Raw genomic sequence first — 18,915 nt, 5'->3', positions numbered from 1 at the left:
CGTCGCACGGGAGAATGGGACGGTGACCATGCCGGACGAGGTGCTCGACTGCCGGGGCCAGCGCTGCCCGCTGCCCGTGATCGCGGCGGCCCGACGGATGCCCGAGGTGCCGGTCGGCACGGTGGTCCGGGTGCTCGCCGACGACCCCGCGGCGGCGGTCGACATCCCCGCCTGGTGCCGGATGCGTGGCCAGGAGTTCCTAGCCGCCATCACCGGCCCCGACGGGCCCGCCTACGACATCCGCCGCGCCCACTGACGTGAAAGGAGGGGTCCCCTACTAACGCCTGCGGTATAGCAGGGGTCCCCTATTAACGTCTGCGGTGCGGGGCGGCGCGGCGCGGGGCGGGGCGGTGCGGTGCGGGGCGGTGAGGATCTGCAGTGCGGCGGCATGCAGGGCGGCGCTGCGGGCGAAGAGAGCCGGGCCGGGCGCGGGCCGTTGCTGGCCGTCAAGGCCACTGAAGCGGCCGCCAGCCTCCTCGACGATCAGTGACGTCGCCGCGAAGTCCCAGACCTGCCCCCGCACCTGAACGGTGAGATCCAATTGCCCGCGAGCTACGAGTAGCGCCGCGTGGATGCCCCACGGCACGGTCGTGGCCACCGCACTCAGCGGTGCGATCAGCTCACGTTCGGACGGCGAGAGCTCCCCGTCGGTGGGAATGACGCCGAGCATGCTCCCCGCCAAGCCGCCCTGGCCGTCGCGGGAGACGAAGATCCGGCGTTCGTCACGCAGGCTCACGCCGGAGATGTCGGCCTCGAAGGCGCCGCAGCCTCGCTGCGCCCACCAGATCCGCCCCTGCGCGGGGACGACGGCCACCCCGGCAACGATCTCGCCAGCCTCCTCCAGCGCGACGAGAACAAGCCACCGGTCATCACCGTCCACGAAGAGCGCGGTGCCGTCGATCGGATCGACGATCCAGCGACGGCTGCCCCCGCCGGTCTGTCCGGCTTCCTCACCGAGAACGGCATCGTCTGGTCGGGCGTCGCACAACACCTCTCGGATGGCGGCTTCAACCGCGCGGTCGGCCTCGGTGACGACGCTGCCGTCGGACTTCAGCTCCCGGGGAAGCTCGGCGAGGGCGGCGAAGTACCGCAGGCCGACGGCGGCGCCGGCGAGCGCCGCGCGCCGAGCGACCAGAAGATCATTCACGGCAGGAGGTGCGGGCGGACCTCATCGGCGGCCGTGTCGCCGTACGACTCGGCGAGGCGCTTGACGAACAGGTCGCGGCGGACCTCGTACTCCTGGGTGCCGACGGTCTCCAGGACCAACGTCGCCAGCAGCGAGCCGACCTGGGCGGCCCGCTCCAGGCCCAGCCCCCAGGACAGCGCGGTGAAGAAGCCGGCACGGAAGCCGTCACCCACCCCGGTCGGGTCGACCGCCCGGGTCTCCCGCGCGATCGGCACGTGGATCGGGTCCATACCCCGCCCGGCGATCTCCACGCCGTGCTTGCCCAGCGTGGTGACCCGCACCTTGACCAGCTCCAACAGCTGGTCGTCGCTCAGCTGCGCCTTGCTCTGCAGCAGCGACTTCTCGTAGTCGTTGGTCATCAGGTACTCGGCGCCCTCGATCAGCGCCACCACGTCCTCGCCGCCCATCCGGGCGAGCTGCTGGGACGGGTCGGCGGCGAAGGCGTACCCCCGGGTGCGGCACTCGGCCGAGTGCCGCAGCATCGCCTCCGGGTCGTTGGCGCTGACCAGCACCAGGTCCAACCCGCCGAGCCGGTCGGCGACCGGGGCGAGCTCGATGTTGCGGGCCTCACTCATCGCGCCGGCGTAGAAGGACGCGATCTGGCACATGTCGGTGTCGGTGGTGCAGACGAACCGGGCCGTGTGCGCGACCTCGCTGATGTGTACCGAGTCGCAGTCCACGCCGTGCCGCTCCAGCCACGAGCGGTAGTCGGCGAAGTCGGCACCCACCGCGCCGAGCAGCACCGGGCGCAGCCCGAGCTGGCCCATGCCGAACGAGATGTTCGCCGCCACCCCGCCTCGGCGCAGCACCAGGTCGTCCACCAGGAAGGAGAGGGAAACCTTGTGCAACTGATCGGCGATGAGCTGGTCGGCGAACCGGCCGGGGAAGCTCATCAGGTGATCGGTGGCGATCGAGCCGGTCACGGCGATCTTCATGTCAACCCTCGGGGTCGGGAGCACGGCGCGGTCAGCCTACCGGCCCCATTTCCGCCCCGCCGGACGGATCGACACCGCTGTGGGCGGCTGGGACCGGACGTTACCCAGACGACGACGGGGCCGTCCCGTGGGACGGCCCCGTCGTGCTGGTGCGTGTGGCGCGACTCAGTTGAACGAGTCGCCGCAGGCGCAGGAGTTGCCCGCGTTGGGGTTGTCGATGGTGAAGCCCTGAGCGTCGATCCGGTCGGCGAAGTCGATGGTCGCCCCGGAAAGGTACGGAGCGCTCATCCGGTCGACGACGACCTCGACACCGCCGAAATCGGTGACGACGTCACCGTCGAGCGAACGCTCGTCGAAGAAGAGCTGGTACCGCAGGCCGGAACAGCCGCCCGGCTGCACCGCAACCCGGAGCCGCAGGTCGTCGCGGCCCTCCTGCTCGATCAGGGCCTTGACCTTCTGCGCCGCGACGTCGGTGAGGACGACGGAAGTAGGGGCCTGAGCCTCGGTCGACTCGGTCTGCGCTGGCGTGGTCACGTGGAAGTCTCCCTGCGCGGTATGGGTCCGGACGCACTGGCCAACGCCGCGCGCCGTCCAGTGATTCCCGGTGTGGTCCAAATCCGATCGTACGCCGCCCCGGCCGGACTTACCCCGGTGGCGTGACCCCCGCCGCAGGTCGTCCCGGTCCTGAGCGCTCCGGTCGCCCGACCGGGGCGCTCAGCGGCTCCACTGCCGGGCCAGCCGGGCCCCCAGCTCGCGCAGCCCGTCCGCGGGCCGGCTCAGCGCGGCGGCGAGCCCGCCGCGCTCCTCCCCGCCGAAGTGCTCGACCAGGCTGTACGCGTCGGTAACCCCCGCCGAGGAGGCCTCCCGTCGGCCGGTGCTCACCTGGCCGGCCACCACCACGCAGGGCACACCACGGTCCCGCGCCGCGCCGGCCACCCCGGCGACCACCTTCCCGCGCAGCGACTGGTGGTCGAACGACCCCTCACCGGTGATCACCAGGTCGACGGTGTCCAGTGCGTCGTCCAGCCTGGTGGCCCGGGTGACCAGGCCGATACCCGACTCGCAGCCGCCGCCCAGGGCGAGGATGGCCGCGCCGATGCCGCCGGCGGCCCCGCCGCCGGGCAGCGCGCCGAGCCCGGCGGGGCAGGTGGGCAGGTCCCGCTCCAGCACCGCCGCGAAGCGCTCCAGGGCGGCATCGAGCAGCAGCACGTCGGACCGGTCGGCGCCCTTCTGCGGCCCGAACACGTTGCTCGCGCCGTGCAGGCCGAGCAGCGGGTTGTCCACGTCGGTGGCGGCGACCAGCCGGGCGCCGCGCAGTCGGGGTGAGCCGTCCAGCGCGGCGATCGCGGTCAACGCCGCCCCGCCGTACGGGAGCGCGGCACCGGCATCGTCGAGCGGGGTCATCCCCAGCGCGGCGAGCATGCCGGCGCCGGCGTCGTTGGTGCCGGAGCCGCCCAGCCCGATCACCACCGTCCTGGCACCGCTCTCCACCGCGGCGGCGACCAGCAGGCCCAGCCCGTACGAGGTGGTGCTCTTGGGATCACGCTCGTCGGCGGCGAGCAGGTGCAGCCCGCACGCCTGGGCGCTCTCCAGGTAGGCGGTCGTACCGTCGACGGTGAGCAGGATCTCACCGGTCGCCGGCCGACCCAGAGGATCGACCGTCCGCACCGACACCCGCCGGCCACCCAGTGCCTCGGCGAGCACCTCCACGAAGCCCGGCCCACCGTCGGCGAGCGGTCGGATCAGCAGGTCGTCCTCGTCGGCGAAGGTGCGCCAGCCGGTGGCCACCGCGGCGGCCACCTCCGGTGCGGACAGGGTGCCGGCGAACTTGTCCGGACAAAGCAGCACGCGCATGCCGAGCAGTGTGGCAGCACACACCGACGGACGCGGTGCGGCGCTCGCGCTGTGGGACCATGGATCACGTGACTTCGACCTGGGTGGAACCCTCCAACACGGCGACGGCTCTGCTGCTGCTCGGCCGGGGCAGCGACCCCGACACCGAGCGCGGCGTCGAGTGTCCGGGCGACCTGCCGGCGCCCAGTGATCCCGATCTGGTGGCCCGTGCCGCGGCGGCCAAGGCGAAGCTGGGCAGCAAGGTCTTCGTGCTGGGGCACCACTACCAGCGCGACGAGGTGATCCAGTTCGCGGACGTGACCGGCGACTCGTTCAAGCTGGCCCGGGAGGCCGCGGCCCGCCCGGACGCGGAGTACATCGTCTTCTGCGGCGTGCACTTCATGGCCGAGAGCGCCGACATCCTCACCACCAGCGCCCAGCGGGTGATCCTGCCCGACCTGGCGGCGGGTTGCTCGATGGCGGACATGGCCGTGCTCGGCCAGGTCGAGGCCGCCTGGGACACGCTGACCGAGCTGGGTATCGCCGGCGACACCGTGCCGGTGACGTACATGAACTCCTCGGCCGACATCAAGGGTTTCGTCGGCCGCAACGGCGGCGTGGTCTGCACCTCCTCCAACGCCAAGCGGGCCCTGGACTGGGCGTTCGAGCAGGGGTCGAAGGTGCTCTTCCTGCCCGACCAGCACCTGGGCCGCAACACGGCGGTGCTGGAGATGGGTCTCTCCCTGGACGACTGCGTGCTCTACGACCCGCACAAGCCGGGCGGCGGGCTCACCCCCGAGCAGTTGCGGGACGCCAAGATGATCCTCTGGCGGGGGCACTGCTCGGTGCACGGCCGGTTCACGTTGGAGAGCGTCAACGACGTACGGGAGCGGGTGCCCGGGGTGAACGTGCTGGTGCACCCGGAGTGCCGGCACGAGGTGGTCACCGCCGCCGACTACGTCGGCTCGACGGAATACATCATCAAGACCATCGAGGCGGCCCCGGCCGGCTCGGCGTGGGCGCTCGGCACCGAGCTGAACCTGGTCCGCCGGTTGGCGCTGGCGCACCCGGACAAGCAGGTCATGTTCCTCGACAAGGCGGTCTGCTACTGCTCGACGATGAACCGGATCGACCTGCCGCACCTGGTCTGGGCTCTGGAGGAGCTGGTCGCGGGCCGGGTGGCCAACCAGATCACGGTGGACGCCGACACCGCCCACCACGCCCGGGTGGCACTGGACCAGATGCTCGCGCTGCCCGGCGCGGACACTCCGCCACCGGTCGTGGCCTGATCACCATCTGTAGCGCCCTTGGTACGCAAAAGTGCCGGATCACCGATTAATGCCACACTCGGCGATGTGACCGAGTCGTTTTTCGTCACCGAGGGCTATGCTGCCGGAGCGACGACGCACGCGAGCCGTTTCGATATGGCCGCATCCTGGGTAGCGACGTTGTTCACGCTCCCCACCATCAACATGGCAGCACCGACGCGCTGGAGGTTGCGTTGACCGACGACGTCCTGGTCGTGCACGGAGGCACTCCGCTGGAAGGGCGGATCCGCGTGCGCGGCGCGAAGAACCTGGTTTCGAAGGCGATGGTCGCCGCACTGCTGGGCGACAGCCCGAGCCGGCTGTTCGACGTGCCGAAGATCCGCGACGTCGAGGTGGTCCGAGGTCTGCTCGGGCTGCACGGCGTCAAGGTGACCGACGGCGCCGAGGACGGCGAGCTCGTCTTCGACCCGGCGAACGTGGAGAGCGCGAGCACGGACCAGATCAACGTGCACGCCGGCTCCAGCCGGATCCCGATCCTGTTCTGCGGCCCGCTGCTGCACCGGCTCGGGCACGCGTTCATCCCGGACCTGGGCGGCTGCCACATCGGGCCGCGCCCGATCGACTTCCACCTGCAGGCACTGCGGGAGTTCGGCGCCACGGTCGACAAGCGGCCCGAGGGCCTGCACCTGTCCGCGCCCAACGGGCTGCGCGGCACCAAGTTCGCCCTGCCGTACCCGAGCGTCGGCGCCACCGAGCAGGTGCTGCTGACCGCGGTGATGGCCGAGGGCGTCACCGAGCTGCGCAACGCCGCGGTGGAGCCGGAGATCATCGACCTGATCTGCATCCTGCAGAAGATGGGCGCGATCATCAAGGTGCACACCGACCGGGTGATCGAGATCCAGGGCGTGCCGAAGCTGCACGGCTACACGCACCGGCCGATCCCGGACCGGATCGAGGCGGCGAGCTGGGCCGCGGCCGCGCTGGCCACCCGTGGTCACGTCGAGGTGCTCGGCGCGCAGCAGGCCGACATGATGACCTTCCTGAACATCTTCCGCTCGGTCGGTGGCGAGTACGAGGTCACCGACGCCCGGCCGCCGAAGCTCGGCGACCCGGGTCAGGAGGGCGGCATCCGGTTCTGGCACCCGGGCGGCGAGCTGAACGCGGTGGCGCTGGAGACCGACGTGCACCCCGGCTTCATGACCGACTGGCAGCAGCCGCTGGTCGTGGCGCTGACCCAGGCCCGCGGGCTGTCGATCGTCCACGAGACGGTCTACGAGCAGCGGCTGGGCTACACCGAGGCGCTGAACTCGATGGGCGCCAACATCCAGGTCTACCGGGACTGCCTCGGCGGCACCCCGTGCCGCTTCGGCCGGCGCAACTTCAAGCACTCGGCGGTGATCGCCGGGCCGAGCAAGCTGCACGCCGCCGACCTGGTCATCCCGGACCTGCGGGCCGGCTTCAGCCACCTGATCGCGGCGCTCGCGGCCGAGGGCACCTCCCGGGTGTACGGCGTCGACCTGATCAACCGGGGCTACGAGGACTTCGAGGCGAAGCTCGCCGACTTGGGCGCGCACGCCGAGCGTCCGTAACGTCGAACACCTTCCGTTCGCTACGACGGCTCCAGCTCGGTGCGTCTTCGCCGCGCAGCGACCTGGAGCCGTCGGCCCGGTGCACCGCGATGTGCACCGGGCGCCGACCGTTGGCTACCCTTGCCGCGTGCCGTCGCTCTTTCGCCGCAAGTCCACCGACCTCGTCGACGAGGCCGTCTCCTCGGTGACCCCCGAGGAGACCGCCGAGCGTTCCCGGGGTTACACCCCGGCCAAGGGTCGGGAGACGCCGAAGCGGCCGACCGCCGGCCGCCGCCCGGCCGGCCCCACCCGCCCCCTGACCAAGGAGGAGGAGCGGGAGCGTCGCCGGCAACTGCGCGCCGAGGCCGCGTCGGAGTTCCGCCGTGAGGGTGGCCCCCGCGACCGTGGCCCGGAGCGGCTGCTGGCCCGCAACGTGGTCGACTCCCGGCGTACGGTCGGCACCTGGTTCTTCGGCGGCGCGCTGATCGTGCTGATCGGGTCGAACGGGGCGATGCCGCCGGTGGTCCGCCTGGTCTCCAACGTGCTCTGGGGTGCGCTGGCGCTGGGCGTGATCATCGACTCGGTGCTCATCTGCCGCAAGATCAGCAAGCTGGTCCGGGAGCGTTTCCCGAAGAGCGACCTGCGGATGGGTTCGCTCTACCTGTACGCGGTCATGCGCTCGATCACCTTCCGGCGGATGCGCGCCCCGGCCCCCCAGGTCAAGCTCGGCGACAAGGTCTGACCTCGGCTCAGTCCACGCCGAGCAGGCGGAGCACCGCCGTGGTGGCGGCCGCGCCCACCACCACCAGCACGAACGGCACCCGACGCCAGGCGAGCAGCACGCCCACCAGCACCCCGGCCGGACGGGCCCAGCCGGCGAACCGGCCGGCCTCGGTCACCGCCGCGGTGGCGGCCAGCGCGGCGAGCAGTGCGGCGGCGCCCACCGGTAGCAGCCGCCGCGACCAGTCGGGCAGGTCCAGCCGATCCCGCAGCAGTACGCCGGCCACCCGGAAGCCGTAGGTACCGGCGGCCAGCGCCAGGATCACCGCGATCAGCATGATCTCTCCTCGGTGTGCTCGACCACGCCAGCGGCGGTCGCGGCGACGTCGTGGGCTGGGGTCGAGTCGACGCCGTGGGCTGGGGTCGACCGGTGGCGGAAGGCGAGCACGGCCGGTCCGGCGAGCGCGAGCAGCACGGGCAGCCCGGCCGGCAGCACCGGAGTGGCGGCGACCGCCAACGCGGCCCCACCCAGCGCCGCGTGCCGGGTGTCCCGGTCCCGCATGCTCGGCAGCAGCAGCGCGATCAGCCCGGCCGGGAAGGCGGCGTCCAGGCCCAGTGCGGCCGGGTCGCCGACCGCGCCACCGGCGAGCACGCCGAGCAGGGTGCCCGCGTTCCAGAGCAGGAAGAGCAGCGGGCCGGCCAGCCAGAACGCCCGTCGCCGGGCGGGGCCGGCCGGCCGGGCCAGGGCGAACGCGGTCACCTCGTCGGTCATCAGGTGACTGCCGAGCAGCCGGTGGCGTAACCGGGGACCGAGGCTGTCGCCGAGGGCGAGGCCGAACGGCAGGTGCCGGGCGTTGAGCAGCAGCCCGGCCAGGACGGCGGCCAGTGGGCTACCGGCGGCCACCAGGCCGACCGCCATGAACTGCGCGCCGCCGGCGTAGAGGACCGCGGACATGGTCAGGACGGCCCACACGGGCAGCCCGGCACCGACCGCGACCGCCCCGAACGAGGCACCCACCGCGATCATGGCCGCACCGAGGGCAAGCACGTCGCGAAGCATCCGCGCGTCGGCTGTTCGTTGTACCGTACGCATGGTTCACCATGCTGAACAGGTTGCCGCTGTTCGTCAAACCGAACGTTGATCCAATGGAGCGAACGAATGCCTCCCGAACCGGCCGCCCCGCTGGCCACCATCGCCACCGCCCTGCGCCGGGAGCGGGAACGGGTCGGCATCTCGCTGACCGAACTCGCCCGCCGCGCCGGAGTAGCCAAGTCCACCCTCTCGCAACTGGAGTCGGGCACCGGCAACCCGAGTGTGGAGACGCTCTGGGCCCTCGGCGTCGCTCTCGGCGTGCCGTTCAGCCGGCTGGTGGAGCCGGCGGATGACGGCATCCGGGTGATCCGGGCCGGCGAGGGACCGCAGGTCCGCTCCGAGCAGGCCGACTTCACCGGCACGCTGCTCAGCGCCGGGTCGGCGCACCTGCGCCGGGACGTCTACCTGATCACGCTGGAGCCGGGTGCGGTCCGGGCCGCGGACGCGCACACCCCGCGCAGCGTCGAACACGTGGTGGTCGCCGCCGGCCGACTGCGGGTGGGCCCGGAGACCGGCCAGGTCGATCTGGGCCCGGGCGACTACGCGACGTTTCCCGGTGACGCCCCGCACCGCTACGAGGCACTGGCCCCGGGCACCTTCGCCGTCCTCGTCATGGAACACCCCTGACCGCACCCGATCCCGGCCGAGCCACCCCGCGAGCGGGTGCGGTATCGTCGGCAGACCAGTATCGGTTATCGGCCCAAATGTCCGAAACGGTGGGATAACGTTTGCGCCCGTGGGCGGCACCACAGTGGCGGTGACCGAGCCCACGCCGTTACCCTCCATCCGCAGCCACGCCCTGCCGGAACGGGCGACCTGACCGGCGCGCGAGGCCCCAGCGCGACAATGTGCAACGAGGTGACAACGCCGTGAGCGAGCGGACGCGAGCCGGCCACCGGGGTGTGGCAGGCGGCGACCGGACGCCCGACGGCGACCAGGGCGCGCCCACCGACGGCACACCTCCGGCCCAGATCGGTCGGCCCTCCGTGTGTGGCGATGGGCTCGACGGATGAACGGCCGCTACACCGACCGCTGGCGCGACCCGAACGAACCGTCCTGGGTGGACGACCCGACCATCGAGTGGCACCCCCAGTTCCCCGGCCAGCGCTATCCCGGCGACATCGGCGTACCTCACCAGCCACCCCCACCACCGCGTGGCCGAGCGGCCGTGGTCGGCCGCAGCGAGGTGCCGCCGCTCGCCCCCACCCGCCCGGACGGCACCTACCTCGGCCGGTCCTGGGCCGACGAACCGCCGGCGGAATCGGCGCCCCACCGACGGTCCTGGGCCGACGAGGACCCGGTCGAGGCCCCGGCCTACGGCGGCCGGTCCCGTGGCGACGAGCGCCCGGTCGAGTCGACCGCCTACGGCCGACCCGACGGGGGCGCGGACACCCGCCACTACGACCACGAGCCGTACCGCCGGCCGCTGCCCGAGCCGCCCCGGCGCGAGGAACGTCGCCACCCCGAGTCGGACCGGCGGACCGCCTGGTCCGACCGGCGCCCCGGCGACGATCGGGGACCGGAACGGGAGGCCGCCTGGCACCGGGACCAACCCAACCCCGAGCGGTACGACACCCGCCGGCCGCGACACGAGCCGGCCGACCGGGACCGGGGTTACCCCGCGGCGCCACCGGTCTCCCCCGCACCCCGGTCCGATGCCGGCTGGGTGCCCGAGACGGACGAGCCGCCGCGCCGACGTGCCGCGCAGGAGCGTCCGGCCGCCGGCTACGAGCGGAACCCCTCCGAGGGGTACGGAGCCCGCCCCACCCGGGCCCACGACGGCCGGCCGGCCGACGGCTGGGCCGCGACGGCCGACGGCTGGGCGGCGAACGGTGCCGGCCAGTGGGCGCCCGTCGAGGACCGCTCCCGATACCGCGCCGACGGGGTCGCCGATGACACCCGGCGTCCCGAGCGCGACGACGCCCGACGCCCCGAGCGCGGCGCTGACGACGCCCGGCCGGCGGCCCGTGCCCGCGCGGACGCCGGTACGCCCACGGACCGGCGGTACCGCCCGGACGACGGGACTGGCGCACCGCAGACACCCGACGGTGGACGCCGCCGCCGGCCCGAACCGGAGACGCCCGGTCAGCCACGTCGCGACGACGAGCGGCGTCGACCCGACACCGACCCGCGTTGGCAGACCCGCGACGCGGCGGCCCGTGCCGAGGCGTACCCGGACCGGCGCTCCCGCGAGGAGGCCCGACCGGAGGCGTACCGCGAGGAGACCTACCGCGAGGACGCGTACCGCGAGGACGCGTACCGCGAGTCGCGGTCGCAGCCCGGCCCCCGGCCCGACGGCAGCCTGCCCTGGCCTCCGCCGGGTCCGGTGCACCAGGACCGCACCCGGGAGCCGGGCCACCGCGAGGAGCCGCGCCGCACCGCCGAACCGGGTGTCCCGTCGCGTCCAGCGGCCCGGTCCGAACGTCCACCGGTCGCGCCGCCCCGGTACGACGACCGACCGCAACGTCCCGCCGCGGCGGCTCCACCGGCACCGGCCACTCCCGCCCGTGCCGCCCCGGTCCCGCCGGTCGCCCCGGAGCGACCGGTGTCACCGGCACCCGTCTCACCCGCCGCGCCGGGCCGGGACCGGCCGTTCTCGGCCGCCCCGGTGTCCCCCGGCACGGACCACGGCCGCCGACCGGCCGACCAGTTCCGGCCCGGTCACCCGGACCGGGACCGCCCGGTGTCGGCTGCCCCGGTCTCCCCCGCGACGGACACTCCGGTGTCCGGGCCGCCGGCCGCCCGGCTCCGCCTGGAGTTCCTGTCCGCCCCGGTCGACCCCCCGCTCGCCGACCCGGCGCCGTCCCCCGAGCGTCGGACGCCGGCCGAGCCGCCCACGCCCGGCTCGTCGACCACCGCACCGCCGCGTTACCCCGGCCCGGGCACCGCGGACCGCCCGGCCGACCAACGCCGTGGCGGCGAGCCACCCACGACCGAACGCCCGGCTGCCCAGCAGGACCGTCCACGGTCGACGGAGCCGCCCGCCCCGACGGCGGACGCGCGCCAACCACTCGCGCCGCCGCCCACCTGGCGGGCCGCGGAGCCCCCGACCACCTGGCCGGCGCCCACACCCGCGCCCCCGACACCCACGGCCGGGAGCGAGCCCGCGCTTCCGATCGCCCCCGGCCGGCCGCGCCGGTACGTCCCACCGCCGCCGTCGGAGCCGGTGGTGGTACCCGATCCGGAGCCGACCGAGGCGCCGGCCGCCTGGTTCAACTCCGGCCAGCAGGCAGAGTCCGACCAGGACGAGTCGGTGACCGACGGCCCGCCGTCCTCGGGTGGCGCCGGCTCCTCGCCGCCGCCCGAGCCGGAACGCGACCCGTCGATCCCCGTCGAGCCGGCCGACGCGGCACCGACCCCCACGTCGCCGGCACGGCCGGTCGTCTCCGCGCCGCCGGCCGAGCCCGTGCCGGCACCGCCCGCACAGCCGGTCTCGGCACCGCCCGCACAGCCGGTCTCGGCACCGCCGGGTCAGCCGGTCTCGGCACCGCCCGCACAGCCGGTCTCGGCACCGCCGGGTCAGCCGGTCTCGGCACCGCCCGCACGGCCGAGGTCGGCACCCCCGGCCGAGTCGGTCTCCGTCGAAGCCGACCCCTGGGCGGACGATGTCCGCACCGGTCGGGAGGCAGCGATCGGGTCGCCGGCCGACACACCGGTCTCCGCACCTCCGGGACGCCCGGTCTTCGGCGCACCCGTCTCCGCACCTCCGGCGCACCCGGTCTCCGGCGCACCGATCTCCGCGCCTCCGGCACGCCCGGTGTCCGGTGCCCCCCGGACCTGGGCCGACGACCTGCTGGACGACGACCCGCGGACGACCGACGAGCCGATGTCGGACGACGCCTACCGGCCCGTCTCCGGCCTACCGAGCAGCGGCTTGGTGCACTACCGCACCGACCCCGCACCCGACCACCCGGTGACCGGTCGGACGTCCGCACCGACCCCCGGCGCGCCCGCCGACTGGGCGGCCGACCACCTCGCCGATTCCGAGCCGCCGGACCAGCCGACGTCGCGGATCAGCGACTACGAGCCGAACCCCGCGTCGACGGACCGGCCAGTGTCCACGCCGGCCGACGGACACACCGACCCGGCCCGGAGCGACCGGACCGACGGGACCACCTCCACGCCGCACAACCCGCCCTCGGACCTGCGTACCGTCGGCGGCACGAGCGAACCGGAATCGCCGGCCCGCTCCCGGCCGGACGACCTGTCCGCAGCCGGTGCGCCGCCATCGCCTGTCTCGGCGTCCGACGACGACGCGGAGCAACCGTTCTCGGCAGTCCCCGTCTCGGCGCCGCCCGCAGCGCCCGTCTCGGCAATGCCCGTAGCCCCGATCTCGGCGGTACCCGTCTCCGCAGCGCCGGTGTCCGGGCCCCCGGCGCGGCCGGTGTCCGCGCCACCGGTGTCCGCGCCACCCGTGCCCGCGCCACCCGTGTCCGCGCCACCGGTGTCCGCGTCGTCGATCTCCGCAGCACCGGTGTCCGGGCCGCCTGCACCCCCGGTGTCCGCACCGCCAGCAACCCCGGTGTCCGGGCCGCCAGCAACCCCCGTGTCCGCGCCACCCGTGTTCGCACCGCCTGTCTCCGCACCACCTGCTTCCGGGTCGCCGACCTCCCCGCCGCCGGTCTCCGCGCCGCCGGCCGTCGTACCCGAGCCACGGGCCGGGTCACCCGAGGAGAGCGTGCCGGTGTCCGCGCCACCCGGTGCCGCGCCGGCGGCCCGGCCGTCGGTGGAGCAGGGCGACCCGGAGCAGGTCCTCGCGGCGTACCGGTGGCGGTTGGACCCGGACACCCTGCGCGAGGTGCTGACGGAGCCGGACGAGCTGCGGGCGATCCGGCGGCGGCTGACCGAGAAGTTGGGCTCGGCCATCGACAACCGGTCCAGGGCTCGACTGCTCAGTCTGCGCGCGGTGGTCTCCCGCATCCTCGGTGAACTGGACGACGCGCTGGCCGACGGCCGGCTCGCGCTCACCTACGCCGAGGCCACCGGCGAGCTGCGCCGGACCGCGCTGGCCCAGGCCCGGTTGGCCCACGTGCTGCGCTGGCGCGGCGACTTCACCGAGGCCGACCAACTCTTCGCCAAGGCCATCTCGATCGAGCTACCCGACCGGCTACGGGCCGCGCTGCACGAGCATGCCGGGCGGTGCTGCTATGACCAGGGCCGGCTGATGGAGGCCTGCCAGCACTTCGAGCGGGCGCTCGACCTCCGCGGCGCCGACGACCCCGACCTGCTGGACCGGGTCCGGGTGAGCCTCGACGCGGTCGCGGACCGGGCCGCGGGGGGCTTTGGGGCGTACCCCCGGAGTCGGGACGAGGTGCTCGACCGCGACCGACCCCCGGCGCCCGGCCAGGACGGACCGCTCTGGGGTTACACCGACACCGACGGTGAGCTGGTCATCCCGTCGCGGTACGCCGAGGCGCAGCCGTTCCACGACGGGTTGGCCTGGGTCCGCCGGCCGGACACCGACCGGTGGTCGCTGATCAACATGCTCGGTACGACGGTCATCCCGCCGTCGTTCCGTGCCGTGCGCCCGTTCAGCGACGGCCTGGCGTGGGTGGTCGGCGACGGAGGGTGGACGGCGATCGACGCGACCGGCGCGGTGCAGGTGCCGCCCAACTACGCCGAGGTACGCCCGTTCCGTCGTGGGGTGGCCGCGGTACGGCGCGAGGGATGGGGCGCGGTCGACCGGAACGGACGGATCGTGGTGCCGACCCGCTACCACGGCTTTGTCACCGAGTTGGCCGACGGCCGGCAGATCGACGGCTTCACCGACGAGGGCCTCGCCGTGGTCGACGTGGGTGGCCGGCGCGGCGTGGTCGACCGCAACGGCGCCATGGTCGTCGCGCCGACGCATCCGATGCTGGTCATCCACCCGGTGGCGTTCCTGGTGGGTAACAGCGGCGGGCGGTGGGGTGCGCTGGACCGACGCGGCGAGCCGCTGATCGATCCGGTACACCGCGACCGGGACGCCGTGGTGGCGGAGATCGACCGGCTGATGATCGACGCCCACCCGGTGCTCTGACCGGCCGTTCGCGACCATGATCCGGCAGAGCTAGGGTCGGAGTATGGAATTCCGACACCTGGGCCGTTCCGGCCTGATGGTCAGCGAGATCTCGTACGGCAACTGGATCACCCACGGTTCACAGGTCGAGGAGGACGCCGCGTTCGCGTGCGTCCGGGCCGCCCTCGACGCGGGGATCACCACCTTCGACACCGCCGACGTGTACGCCGGCACCCGGGCCGAGGACGTGCTCGGCCGGGCGCTGGAGAACGAGCGTCGCGAGGGTCTGGAGATCTTCACCAAGGTGTACTGGCCGACCGGGCCGGGCCGCAACGACCGCGGCCTGTCCCGCAAGCACATCATGGAGTCGATCAACGGCTCGCTGCGCCGGCTGCGCACCGACTACGTGGACCTCTACCAGGCCCACCGGTACGACCACAGCACGCCGCTGGAGGAGACGATGGAGGCTTTCGCCGACGTCGTACACGCCGGCAAGGCGCACTACATCGGCGTCTCCGAGTGGTCCGCCGAGCAGCTGCGCGCCGCCCACCCGCTCGCCCGCGAGCTGCACGTCCCGCTGGTCTCCAACCAGCCGCAGTACTCGATGCTGTGGCGGGTCATCGAGACCGAGGTCGTGCCGGCCAGTGAGGAGCTGGGCATCGGCCAGATCGTCTGGTCGCCGATGGCGCAGGGCGTGCTCTCCGGCAAGTACCTGCCGGGGCAGCCGCCGCCGGCCGGCTCCCGGGCCACCGACGAGAAGTCCGGCGCGGGCTTCATCTCCCGATTCCTGACCGACGACGTGCTGACCCGCGTGCAGCAGCTCAAGCCGCTGGCCGACCAGGCCGGGCTCAGCATGGCCCAGCTCGCGGTGGCGTGGGTGCTGCAGAACCCGAACGTCTCCTCGGCGATCATCGGCGCGTCCCGCCCGGAGCAGGTACACGACAACGTCAAGGCCGCCGGTGTGAAGCTCGACGCCGCGCTGCTCAAGGCAATCGACGAGATCGTCGAGCCGGTCACCGAGCGCGACCCGGCAAAGACCCAGTCCCCCGCCCAGCGCCCGTAACCTAACCCCGCGCCCGCCCCGCCCTGCCCCGTCGCGCCCCGCCCGCCCTGCCCCGCCCTGCCCCGTCGCGCCCCGCCCGCCCTGCCCCGTCGCGCCCCGCCCGCCCTGCCCCGTCGCGCCCCGCCCGCCCTGCCCCGCCGATCTAGGGCATATCACTGCTGATGAAGATCAACACACAGCAATATGCCCTAGATCGACGGGGCGGGACGGCGGGGCGGGCGCGCGAGGCGGGCGCGGAGGGTGGGCGAGCGGGGCGCGCGGCGGGGCGCGGAGGGTGGGCGAGGGGTTAGCTTTGCCAGAAGCGGATGAGGTCGAGGCCTGTGGCGTAGAGCCAGGACGGTAGGCCGAGCAGATCGCCGACGGCGAAGACCGCGTCGAAGAACCAGCCGCCGATGCGCGGGTTCCAGAGCAGCGCGAAGAGCAGCAGGAAGCCGTACGGGGCGAACATGTCGTACATCTTGCGCCACTGCGGGTTGAGCCACGGCTGGATCATGTTGCCGCCGTCCAGGCCGGGGACCGGAAGCAGGTTCAGCACGCTCGCGGTGAGCTGCAGGAAGGCCAGCAGCGCCACGCCGGCCCAGAACTCCACCGGACCACCCGCCTGGGTGCCGAGGCGTACCGCTGCCACCAGCACCAGCGTGAACAGCACGTTGGTGGCCGGGCCGGCGAGGCTGACCAGGGTGTGCCGCAGCCGGCCGGGGATCGCGTGCCGGTCCACCCACACCGCGCCGCCGGGCAGGCCGATGCCTCCGAGCAGCACCACCACCACCGGCAGCACGATCGACAGCAGCGGGTGGGTGTACTTGAACGGGTTGAGCGTCAGGTAGCCGCGGTGGGCGATGTCCCGGTCGCCGGCCCGGTACGCCACCACCGCGTGGGCGTACTCGTGCAGGCAGAGCGAGACCAGCCAGCCGGAGACCACGAAGAGGAACACGTCGAACCGGACGCTGCCGTACTGGTTCCAGGCCAGCACCCCGCTGACCGCGAAGAGGGCGACCAGACCGAGGAAGACCGGGCTCGGCCGGAACGCCGCCTTGGGTACGCCGAGGACCAGCCCCTCGCCGCCCGGCCGGTCGATGCCCATCACTCGGCCGTGGGTAGCAGGCTCATCCGGTACTCCACCCGGTCGTCCTCAACGAGCGCGACCGAGGTGACGCCGGACGCCGCGAGCTCCCGCCAGGTCTGACCGATCCAGGATTCGGCGTCGGCCTGGCTGCCGAACGACTCCGCCGGTCCGTCGACCGTCTTGCCGTCCGTGCCCTCGTACCGCCAGCTCCACGCCATGCCGCGTCTCCCCTCGCCGCTGAAGTCCCCGTGGGACGAACCCTCGCCAGCGTAGTCGGCCCGGCGCGGAACGGCCGCGCGCTCGCCCCGCGGCGCCCCACGGGTGGATCAACACATCGGCGTCGACCGGTACGGTGGCTCGGTGCTGACACGGGGAGTGCTGCTCGGCGACCGTTACCGACTCGGCGAGCGGGTGGCGACGGGTGGGATGGGCGCGGTCTGGCGCGGCACCGACGTGCTGCTGGAACGCGAGGTGGCGGTGAAGGTGCTGCTGCCGTCGCTGGTCGCCGACCAGGAGTTCACCGCCCGGTTCCGGGCCGAGGCGCGGATGCTGGCGGCGCTGCGGCATCCCGGCGTGGTCGCCGTGCACGACGTCGGGCAGGCCGTGCTCGCCGACGGGAGCCGGGTCGACTACCTGGTGATGGAGTACGTCGAGGGCGAGCCGCTCTCCGCCCGGGTACGCGGGGCCGGTCGACTGGACCCGGCCACCACCATGTCGGTGCTGGCGCAGGCCGCCGACGCGCTGCACACCGCCCACCTCGCCGGCATCGTGCACCGGGACGTGAAGCCGGGCAACCTGCTGGTCAAGCCGGACGGCCGGGTGGTGCTGGTGGACTTCGGCATCGCCCGGTCCCGGACCATGGCCGGGCTGACCGCCGCGAACATGGTGCTCGGCACCGCGTCGTACATGTCTCCCGAGCAGGCCACCGGGCAGCCGGTCTCGGCCGCCACCGACGTCTACGCGCTCGGCGCGGTGGCGTACTTCTGCCTCGCCGGCCAGCCGCCGTTCGACGGTGACAATCCTCTCGCGGTGGCGCTGCGGCACGCCCAGGACGAACCCGCGCCGCTGCCGTCGGGCACCCCGCCGGCGGTCGCGGCGGTGGTCGAACGGGCGTTGGCCAAGCGCCCGACGGACCGGTACGCCAGCGCCGCCGAGTTGGCCGCTGCCGCCGCGGACGCCCGCGACGCGACCCTGGCCAGCATCCCGCCCTCCGCGCGCCCACCGTGGGCGGTGGCCGCCCCCGGCCCGGCCACGCCCCCGGCCGCCCAGGCCGCCGCGCCGCCCGTCCCGGCCCCCGCGCCACCCGCCGCGCCGGCAGGGCCGGCAGGGCCGGCAGGGCCGGCAGCAACCGGACTCGCCCCGCTGGGCGCGGCGCCGATCGGGGCGGCGGCCGTGCGTTCACCGGCGGGCTTCGCGGCCGAGCCGGTCACCGGGCCGGGGCCGACCCGGGAGGACGTGTTCCGGGCCGGGCCGTCCCGCCGTCAACGGCTACTGCTGGTCGGGGCCGGCGCGGTCGTCGTCGTGGCGCTGATCGCCGTGGCCGTGGTGGCGCTCCGGCCGGGCGGTGAGCCGGGCACGCCGGACCGGCCGCCCGCGCTGGCCGGCGACTCGACGTCCGTTCCGGACGACGCCTCGCTGGATCCCGGGGGTGCGACCACCCCGGGACGCCCGTCCAGCGGTACGCCGGGACCCAGCCGCACCGCGTCCGCCGAGCCGACCGGCTCCGGCGGCCGGACCGACGCGCCGACCGGTGCGCCGGGCGGGAGTACCCCGACGCCGGGCAGCAAGCCGACCGGTACGGCCAGCGGCAGACCGACGTCCAGTGGCAGCCCGGCCGGCAAGCCCAACCCGTACACGGCGGCGCAGGCGTGCGGCAGTGGCTACCAGGTGATCGACTCGGCGACGCTGACCGACGGGGGCGGGCGTCGTGCCGGCCGGGTCTTCCTGCTGTACCACTCGGGCACCGGAAACAACTGCGTGGTCACCCTCAAGGACATCGCGGTCGGTACGAAGTCGGCGGCCTCGGCGTACCTGGAGGTGCAGGGTCGGGCCCGGAGCACCGACAGCGGGTCGTTCGACTACTACGCCGGGCCCGTGCGGGCTGGCGCCGCCGGGGCGTGCGTGAAGTGGGGCGGCTCCACCGGCGGGGTCAGCTACGGCAGCGGCTTCGAGCACTGCGACTGAC

Annotated in this window: 16 protein-coding genes and 1 pseudogene; 9 read left to right on the top strand and 8 right to left on the bottom strand. The window is 74.0% G+C overall.

The window, feature by feature from the left end:
• The first annotated feature begins 22 nt into the window (after positions 1-22).
• Entirely contained in the window at positions 23-256 is a 234-nt protein-coding gene (locus tag ACFQGL_RS03840; RefSeq protein WP_377505360.1) for a sulfurtransferase TusA family protein, read from the top strand.
• Positions 257-277: 21 nt separating this feature from the next.
• Here ACFQGL_RS03840 and ACFQGL_RS03835 read toward each other — a convergent pair whose 3' ends face one another.
• From ACFQGL_RS03835 to ACFQGL_RS03820, 4 genes are all read right to left on the bottom strand, one after another.
• Positions 278-1,147: an inositol monophosphatase family protein gene (locus ACFQGL_RS03835; protein ID WP_377505357.1), complete on the bottom strand. Its 870-nt coding sequence runs from the start codon at positions 1,145-1,147 to the stop codon at positions 278-280.
• Positions 1,144-2,121, bottom strand: coding sequence for a carbohydrate kinase family protein (locus ACFQGL_RS03830; RefSeq protein WP_377505354.1), 978 nt, complete (start codon positions 2,119-2,121; stop codon positions 1,144-1,146). Before ACFQGL_RS03830 ends, ACFQGL_RS03835 begins: the two co-directional genes overlap by 4 nt.
• 165 nt (positions 2,122-2,286) lie before the next feature.
• Positions 2,287-2,655 carry an iron-sulfur cluster insertion protein ErpA gene (erpA, locus tag ACFQGL_RS03825; RefSeq protein ID WP_007463211.1) on the bottom strand — a complete coding sequence of 123 codons (369 nt, stop codon included), beginning with the start codon at positions 2,653-2,655 and terminating at the stop codon, positions 2,287-2,289.
• A 180-nt stretch (positions 2,656-2,835) separates the two neighbouring features.
• Positions 2,836-3,975: a glycerate kinase family protein gene (locus ACFQGL_RS03820; protein WP_377505350.1), complete on the bottom strand. Its 1,140-nt coding sequence runs from the start codon at positions 3,973-3,975 to the stop codon at positions 2,836-2,838.
• A 68-nt stretch (positions 3,976-4,043) separates the two neighbouring features.
• Here ACFQGL_RS03820 and nadA point away from each other — a divergent pair, with 68 nt between their 5' ends.
• The 4 genes from nadA to ACFQGL_RS03800 all read left to right on the top strand — a co-directional run bounded on the left by nadA (position 4,044) and on the right by ACFQGL_RS03800 (position 7,532).
• Positions 4,044-5,243 carry a quinolinate synthase NadA gene (gene nadA, locus ACFQGL_RS03815; protein ID WP_377505347.1) on the top strand — a complete coding sequence of 400 codons (1,200 nt, stop codon included), beginning with the start codon at positions 4,044-4,046 and terminating at the stop codon, positions 5,241-5,243.
• 66 nt (positions 5,244-5,309) lie between these two features.
• Complete coding sequence (locus ACFQGL_RS03810; RefSeq protein ID WP_377505344.1) at positions 5,310-5,459, top strand: hypothetical protein; 150 nt, start codon at positions 5,310-5,312, stop codon at positions 5,457-5,459.
• Entirely contained in the window at positions 5,456-6,811 is a 1,356-nt protein-coding gene (gene murA, locus ACFQGL_RS03805) for a UDP-N-acetylglucosamine 1-carboxyvinyltransferase (RefSeq protein WP_377505341.1), read from the top strand. The genes ACFQGL_RS03810 and murA overlap by 4 nt, the downstream gene beginning before the upstream one ends.
• A gap of 127 nt (positions 6,812-6,938) precedes the next feature.
• Positions 6,939-7,532, top strand: coding sequence for a DUF3043 domain-containing protein (locus ACFQGL_RS03800; RefSeq protein ID WP_377505338.1), 594 nt, complete (start codon positions 6,939-6,941; stop codon positions 7,530-7,532).
• Positions 7,533-7,539: 7 nt separating this feature from the next.
• Here the strand turns inward: ACFQGL_RS03800 and ACFQGL_RS03795 are convergent, their stop codons facing one another.
• Positions 7,540-7,848 (bottom strand): AzlD domain-containing protein, encoded by a 309-nt coding sequence (locus ACFQGL_RS03795; RefSeq protein WP_377505335.1) that lies wholly within the window; start codon positions 7,846-7,848, stop codon positions 7,540-7,542.
• Positions 7,842-8,603 (bottom strand): AzlC family ABC transporter permease, encoded by a 762-nt coding sequence (locus ACFQGL_RS03790; protein WP_377505332.1) that lies wholly within the window; start codon positions 8,601-8,603, stop codon positions 7,842-7,844. The genes ACFQGL_RS03795 and ACFQGL_RS03790 overlap by 7 nt, the downstream gene beginning before the upstream one ends.
• Positions 8,604-8,669: 66 nt before the next feature.
• Between ACFQGL_RS03790 and ACFQGL_RS03785 the strand changes: the two genes are divergently transcribed.
• The 3 genes from ACFQGL_RS03785 to ACFQGL_RS03775 all read left to right on the top strand — a co-directional run bounded on the left by ACFQGL_RS03785 (position 8,670) and on the right by ACFQGL_RS03775 (position 15,664).
• On the top strand, positions 8,670-9,230 hold the full coding sequence (locus ACFQGL_RS03785) for a helix-turn-helix domain-containing protein (RefSeq protein ID WP_377505329.1): 561 nt from the start codon (positions 8,670-8,672) through the stop codon (positions 9,228-9,230).
• A gap of 382 nt (positions 9,231-9,612) precedes the next feature.
• A complete protein-coding gene (locus tag ACFQGL_RS03780; RefSeq protein ID WP_377505326.1) occupies positions 9,613-14,622 on the top strand; it encodes a WG repeat-containing protein in 5,010 nt (1,669 codons plus the stop codon).
• A gap of 43 nt (positions 14,623-14,665) precedes the next feature.
• On the top strand, positions 14,666-15,664 hold the full coding sequence (locus ACFQGL_RS03775; protein ID WP_377505323.1) for an aldo/keto reductase family protein: 999 nt from the start codon (positions 14,666-14,668) through the stop codon (positions 15,662-15,664).
• Between the two features lie 286 nt (positions 15,665-15,950).
• On the opposite strand, the gene ACFQGL_RS03770 is transcribed toward ACFQGL_RS03775, so the two are convergent.
• Together ACFQGL_RS03770 and ACFQGL_RS03765 are read right to left on the bottom strand one after the other, a co-directional pair.
• A complete protein-coding gene (locus tag ACFQGL_RS03770) occupies positions 15,951-16,748 on the bottom strand; it encodes a site-2 protease family protein (protein ID WP_377505999.1) in 798 nt (265 codons plus the stop codon).
• On the bottom strand, positions 16,748-16,948 hold the full coding sequence (locus ACFQGL_RS03765) for a hypothetical protein (RefSeq protein ID WP_377505320.1): 201 nt from the start codon (positions 16,946-16,948) through the stop codon (positions 16,748-16,750). The genes ACFQGL_RS03770 and ACFQGL_RS03765 overlap by 1 nt, the downstream gene beginning before the upstream one ends.
• A gap of 142 nt (positions 16,949-17,090) precedes the next feature.
• On the opposite strand from ACFQGL_RS03765, the pseudogene ACFQGL_RS32160 reads away from it, so the two are divergent.
• Positions 17,091-17,999: pseudogene (locus ACFQGL_RS32160) on the top strand (serine/threonine-protein kinase); the annotation flags it as partial.
• Positions 18,000-18,915: the final 916 nt, after the last annotated feature.

The organism is Micromonospora vulcania (assembly GCF_042658605.1).
GTDB classification, from domain to species: Bacteria; Actinomycetota; Actinomycetes; order Mycobacteriales; family Micromonosporaceae; genus Micromonospora; species Micromonospora vulcania.
The sequence above is the reverse complement of the archived record's forward strand: the minus strand, read 5'-3'. Positions and strand labels throughout refer to the sequence as shown.

Bases quoted from the DNA above. Each gene is read 5' to 3' on its own strand.
- ACFQGL_RS03830 (WP_377505354.1), bottom strand. From the start codon at position 2,121: ATGAAGATCGCCGTGACCGGCTCGATCGCCACCGATCACCTGATGAGC.
- ACFQGL_RS03820 (WP_377505350.1), bottom strand. From the start codon at position 3,975: ATGCGCGTGCTGCTTTGTCCGGACAAGTTCGCCGGCACCCTGTCCGCA.
- ACFQGL_RS03795 (WP_377505335.1), bottom strand. From the start codon at position 7,848: ATGCTGATCGCGGTGATCCTGGCGCTGGCCGCCGGTACCTACGGCTTC.
- ACFQGL_RS03790 (WP_377505332.1), bottom strand. From the start codon at position 8,603: ATGCGTACGGTACAACGAACAGCCGACGCGCGGATGCTTCGCGACGTG.
- ACFQGL_RS03785 (WP_377505329.1), top strand. From the start codon at position 8,670: ATGCCTCCCGAACCGGCCGCCCCGCTGGCCACCATCGCCACCGCCCTG.
- ACFQGL_RS03780 (WP_377505326.1), top strand. From the start codon at position 9,613: ATGAACGGCCGCTACACCGACCGCTGGCGCGACCCGAACGAACCGTCC.
- ACFQGL_RS03775 (WP_377505323.1), top strand. From the start codon at position 14,666: ATGGAATTCCGACACCTGGGCCGTTCCGGCCTGATGGTCAGCGAGATC.
- ACFQGL_RS03770 (WP_377505999.1), bottom strand. From the start codon at position 16,748: ATGGGCATCGACCGGCCGGGCGGCGAGGGGCTGGTCCTCGGCGTACCC.
- ACFQGL_RS03765 (WP_377505320.1), bottom strand. From the start codon at position 16,948: ATGGCGTGGAGCTGGCGGTACGAGGGCACGGACGGCAAGACGGTCGAC.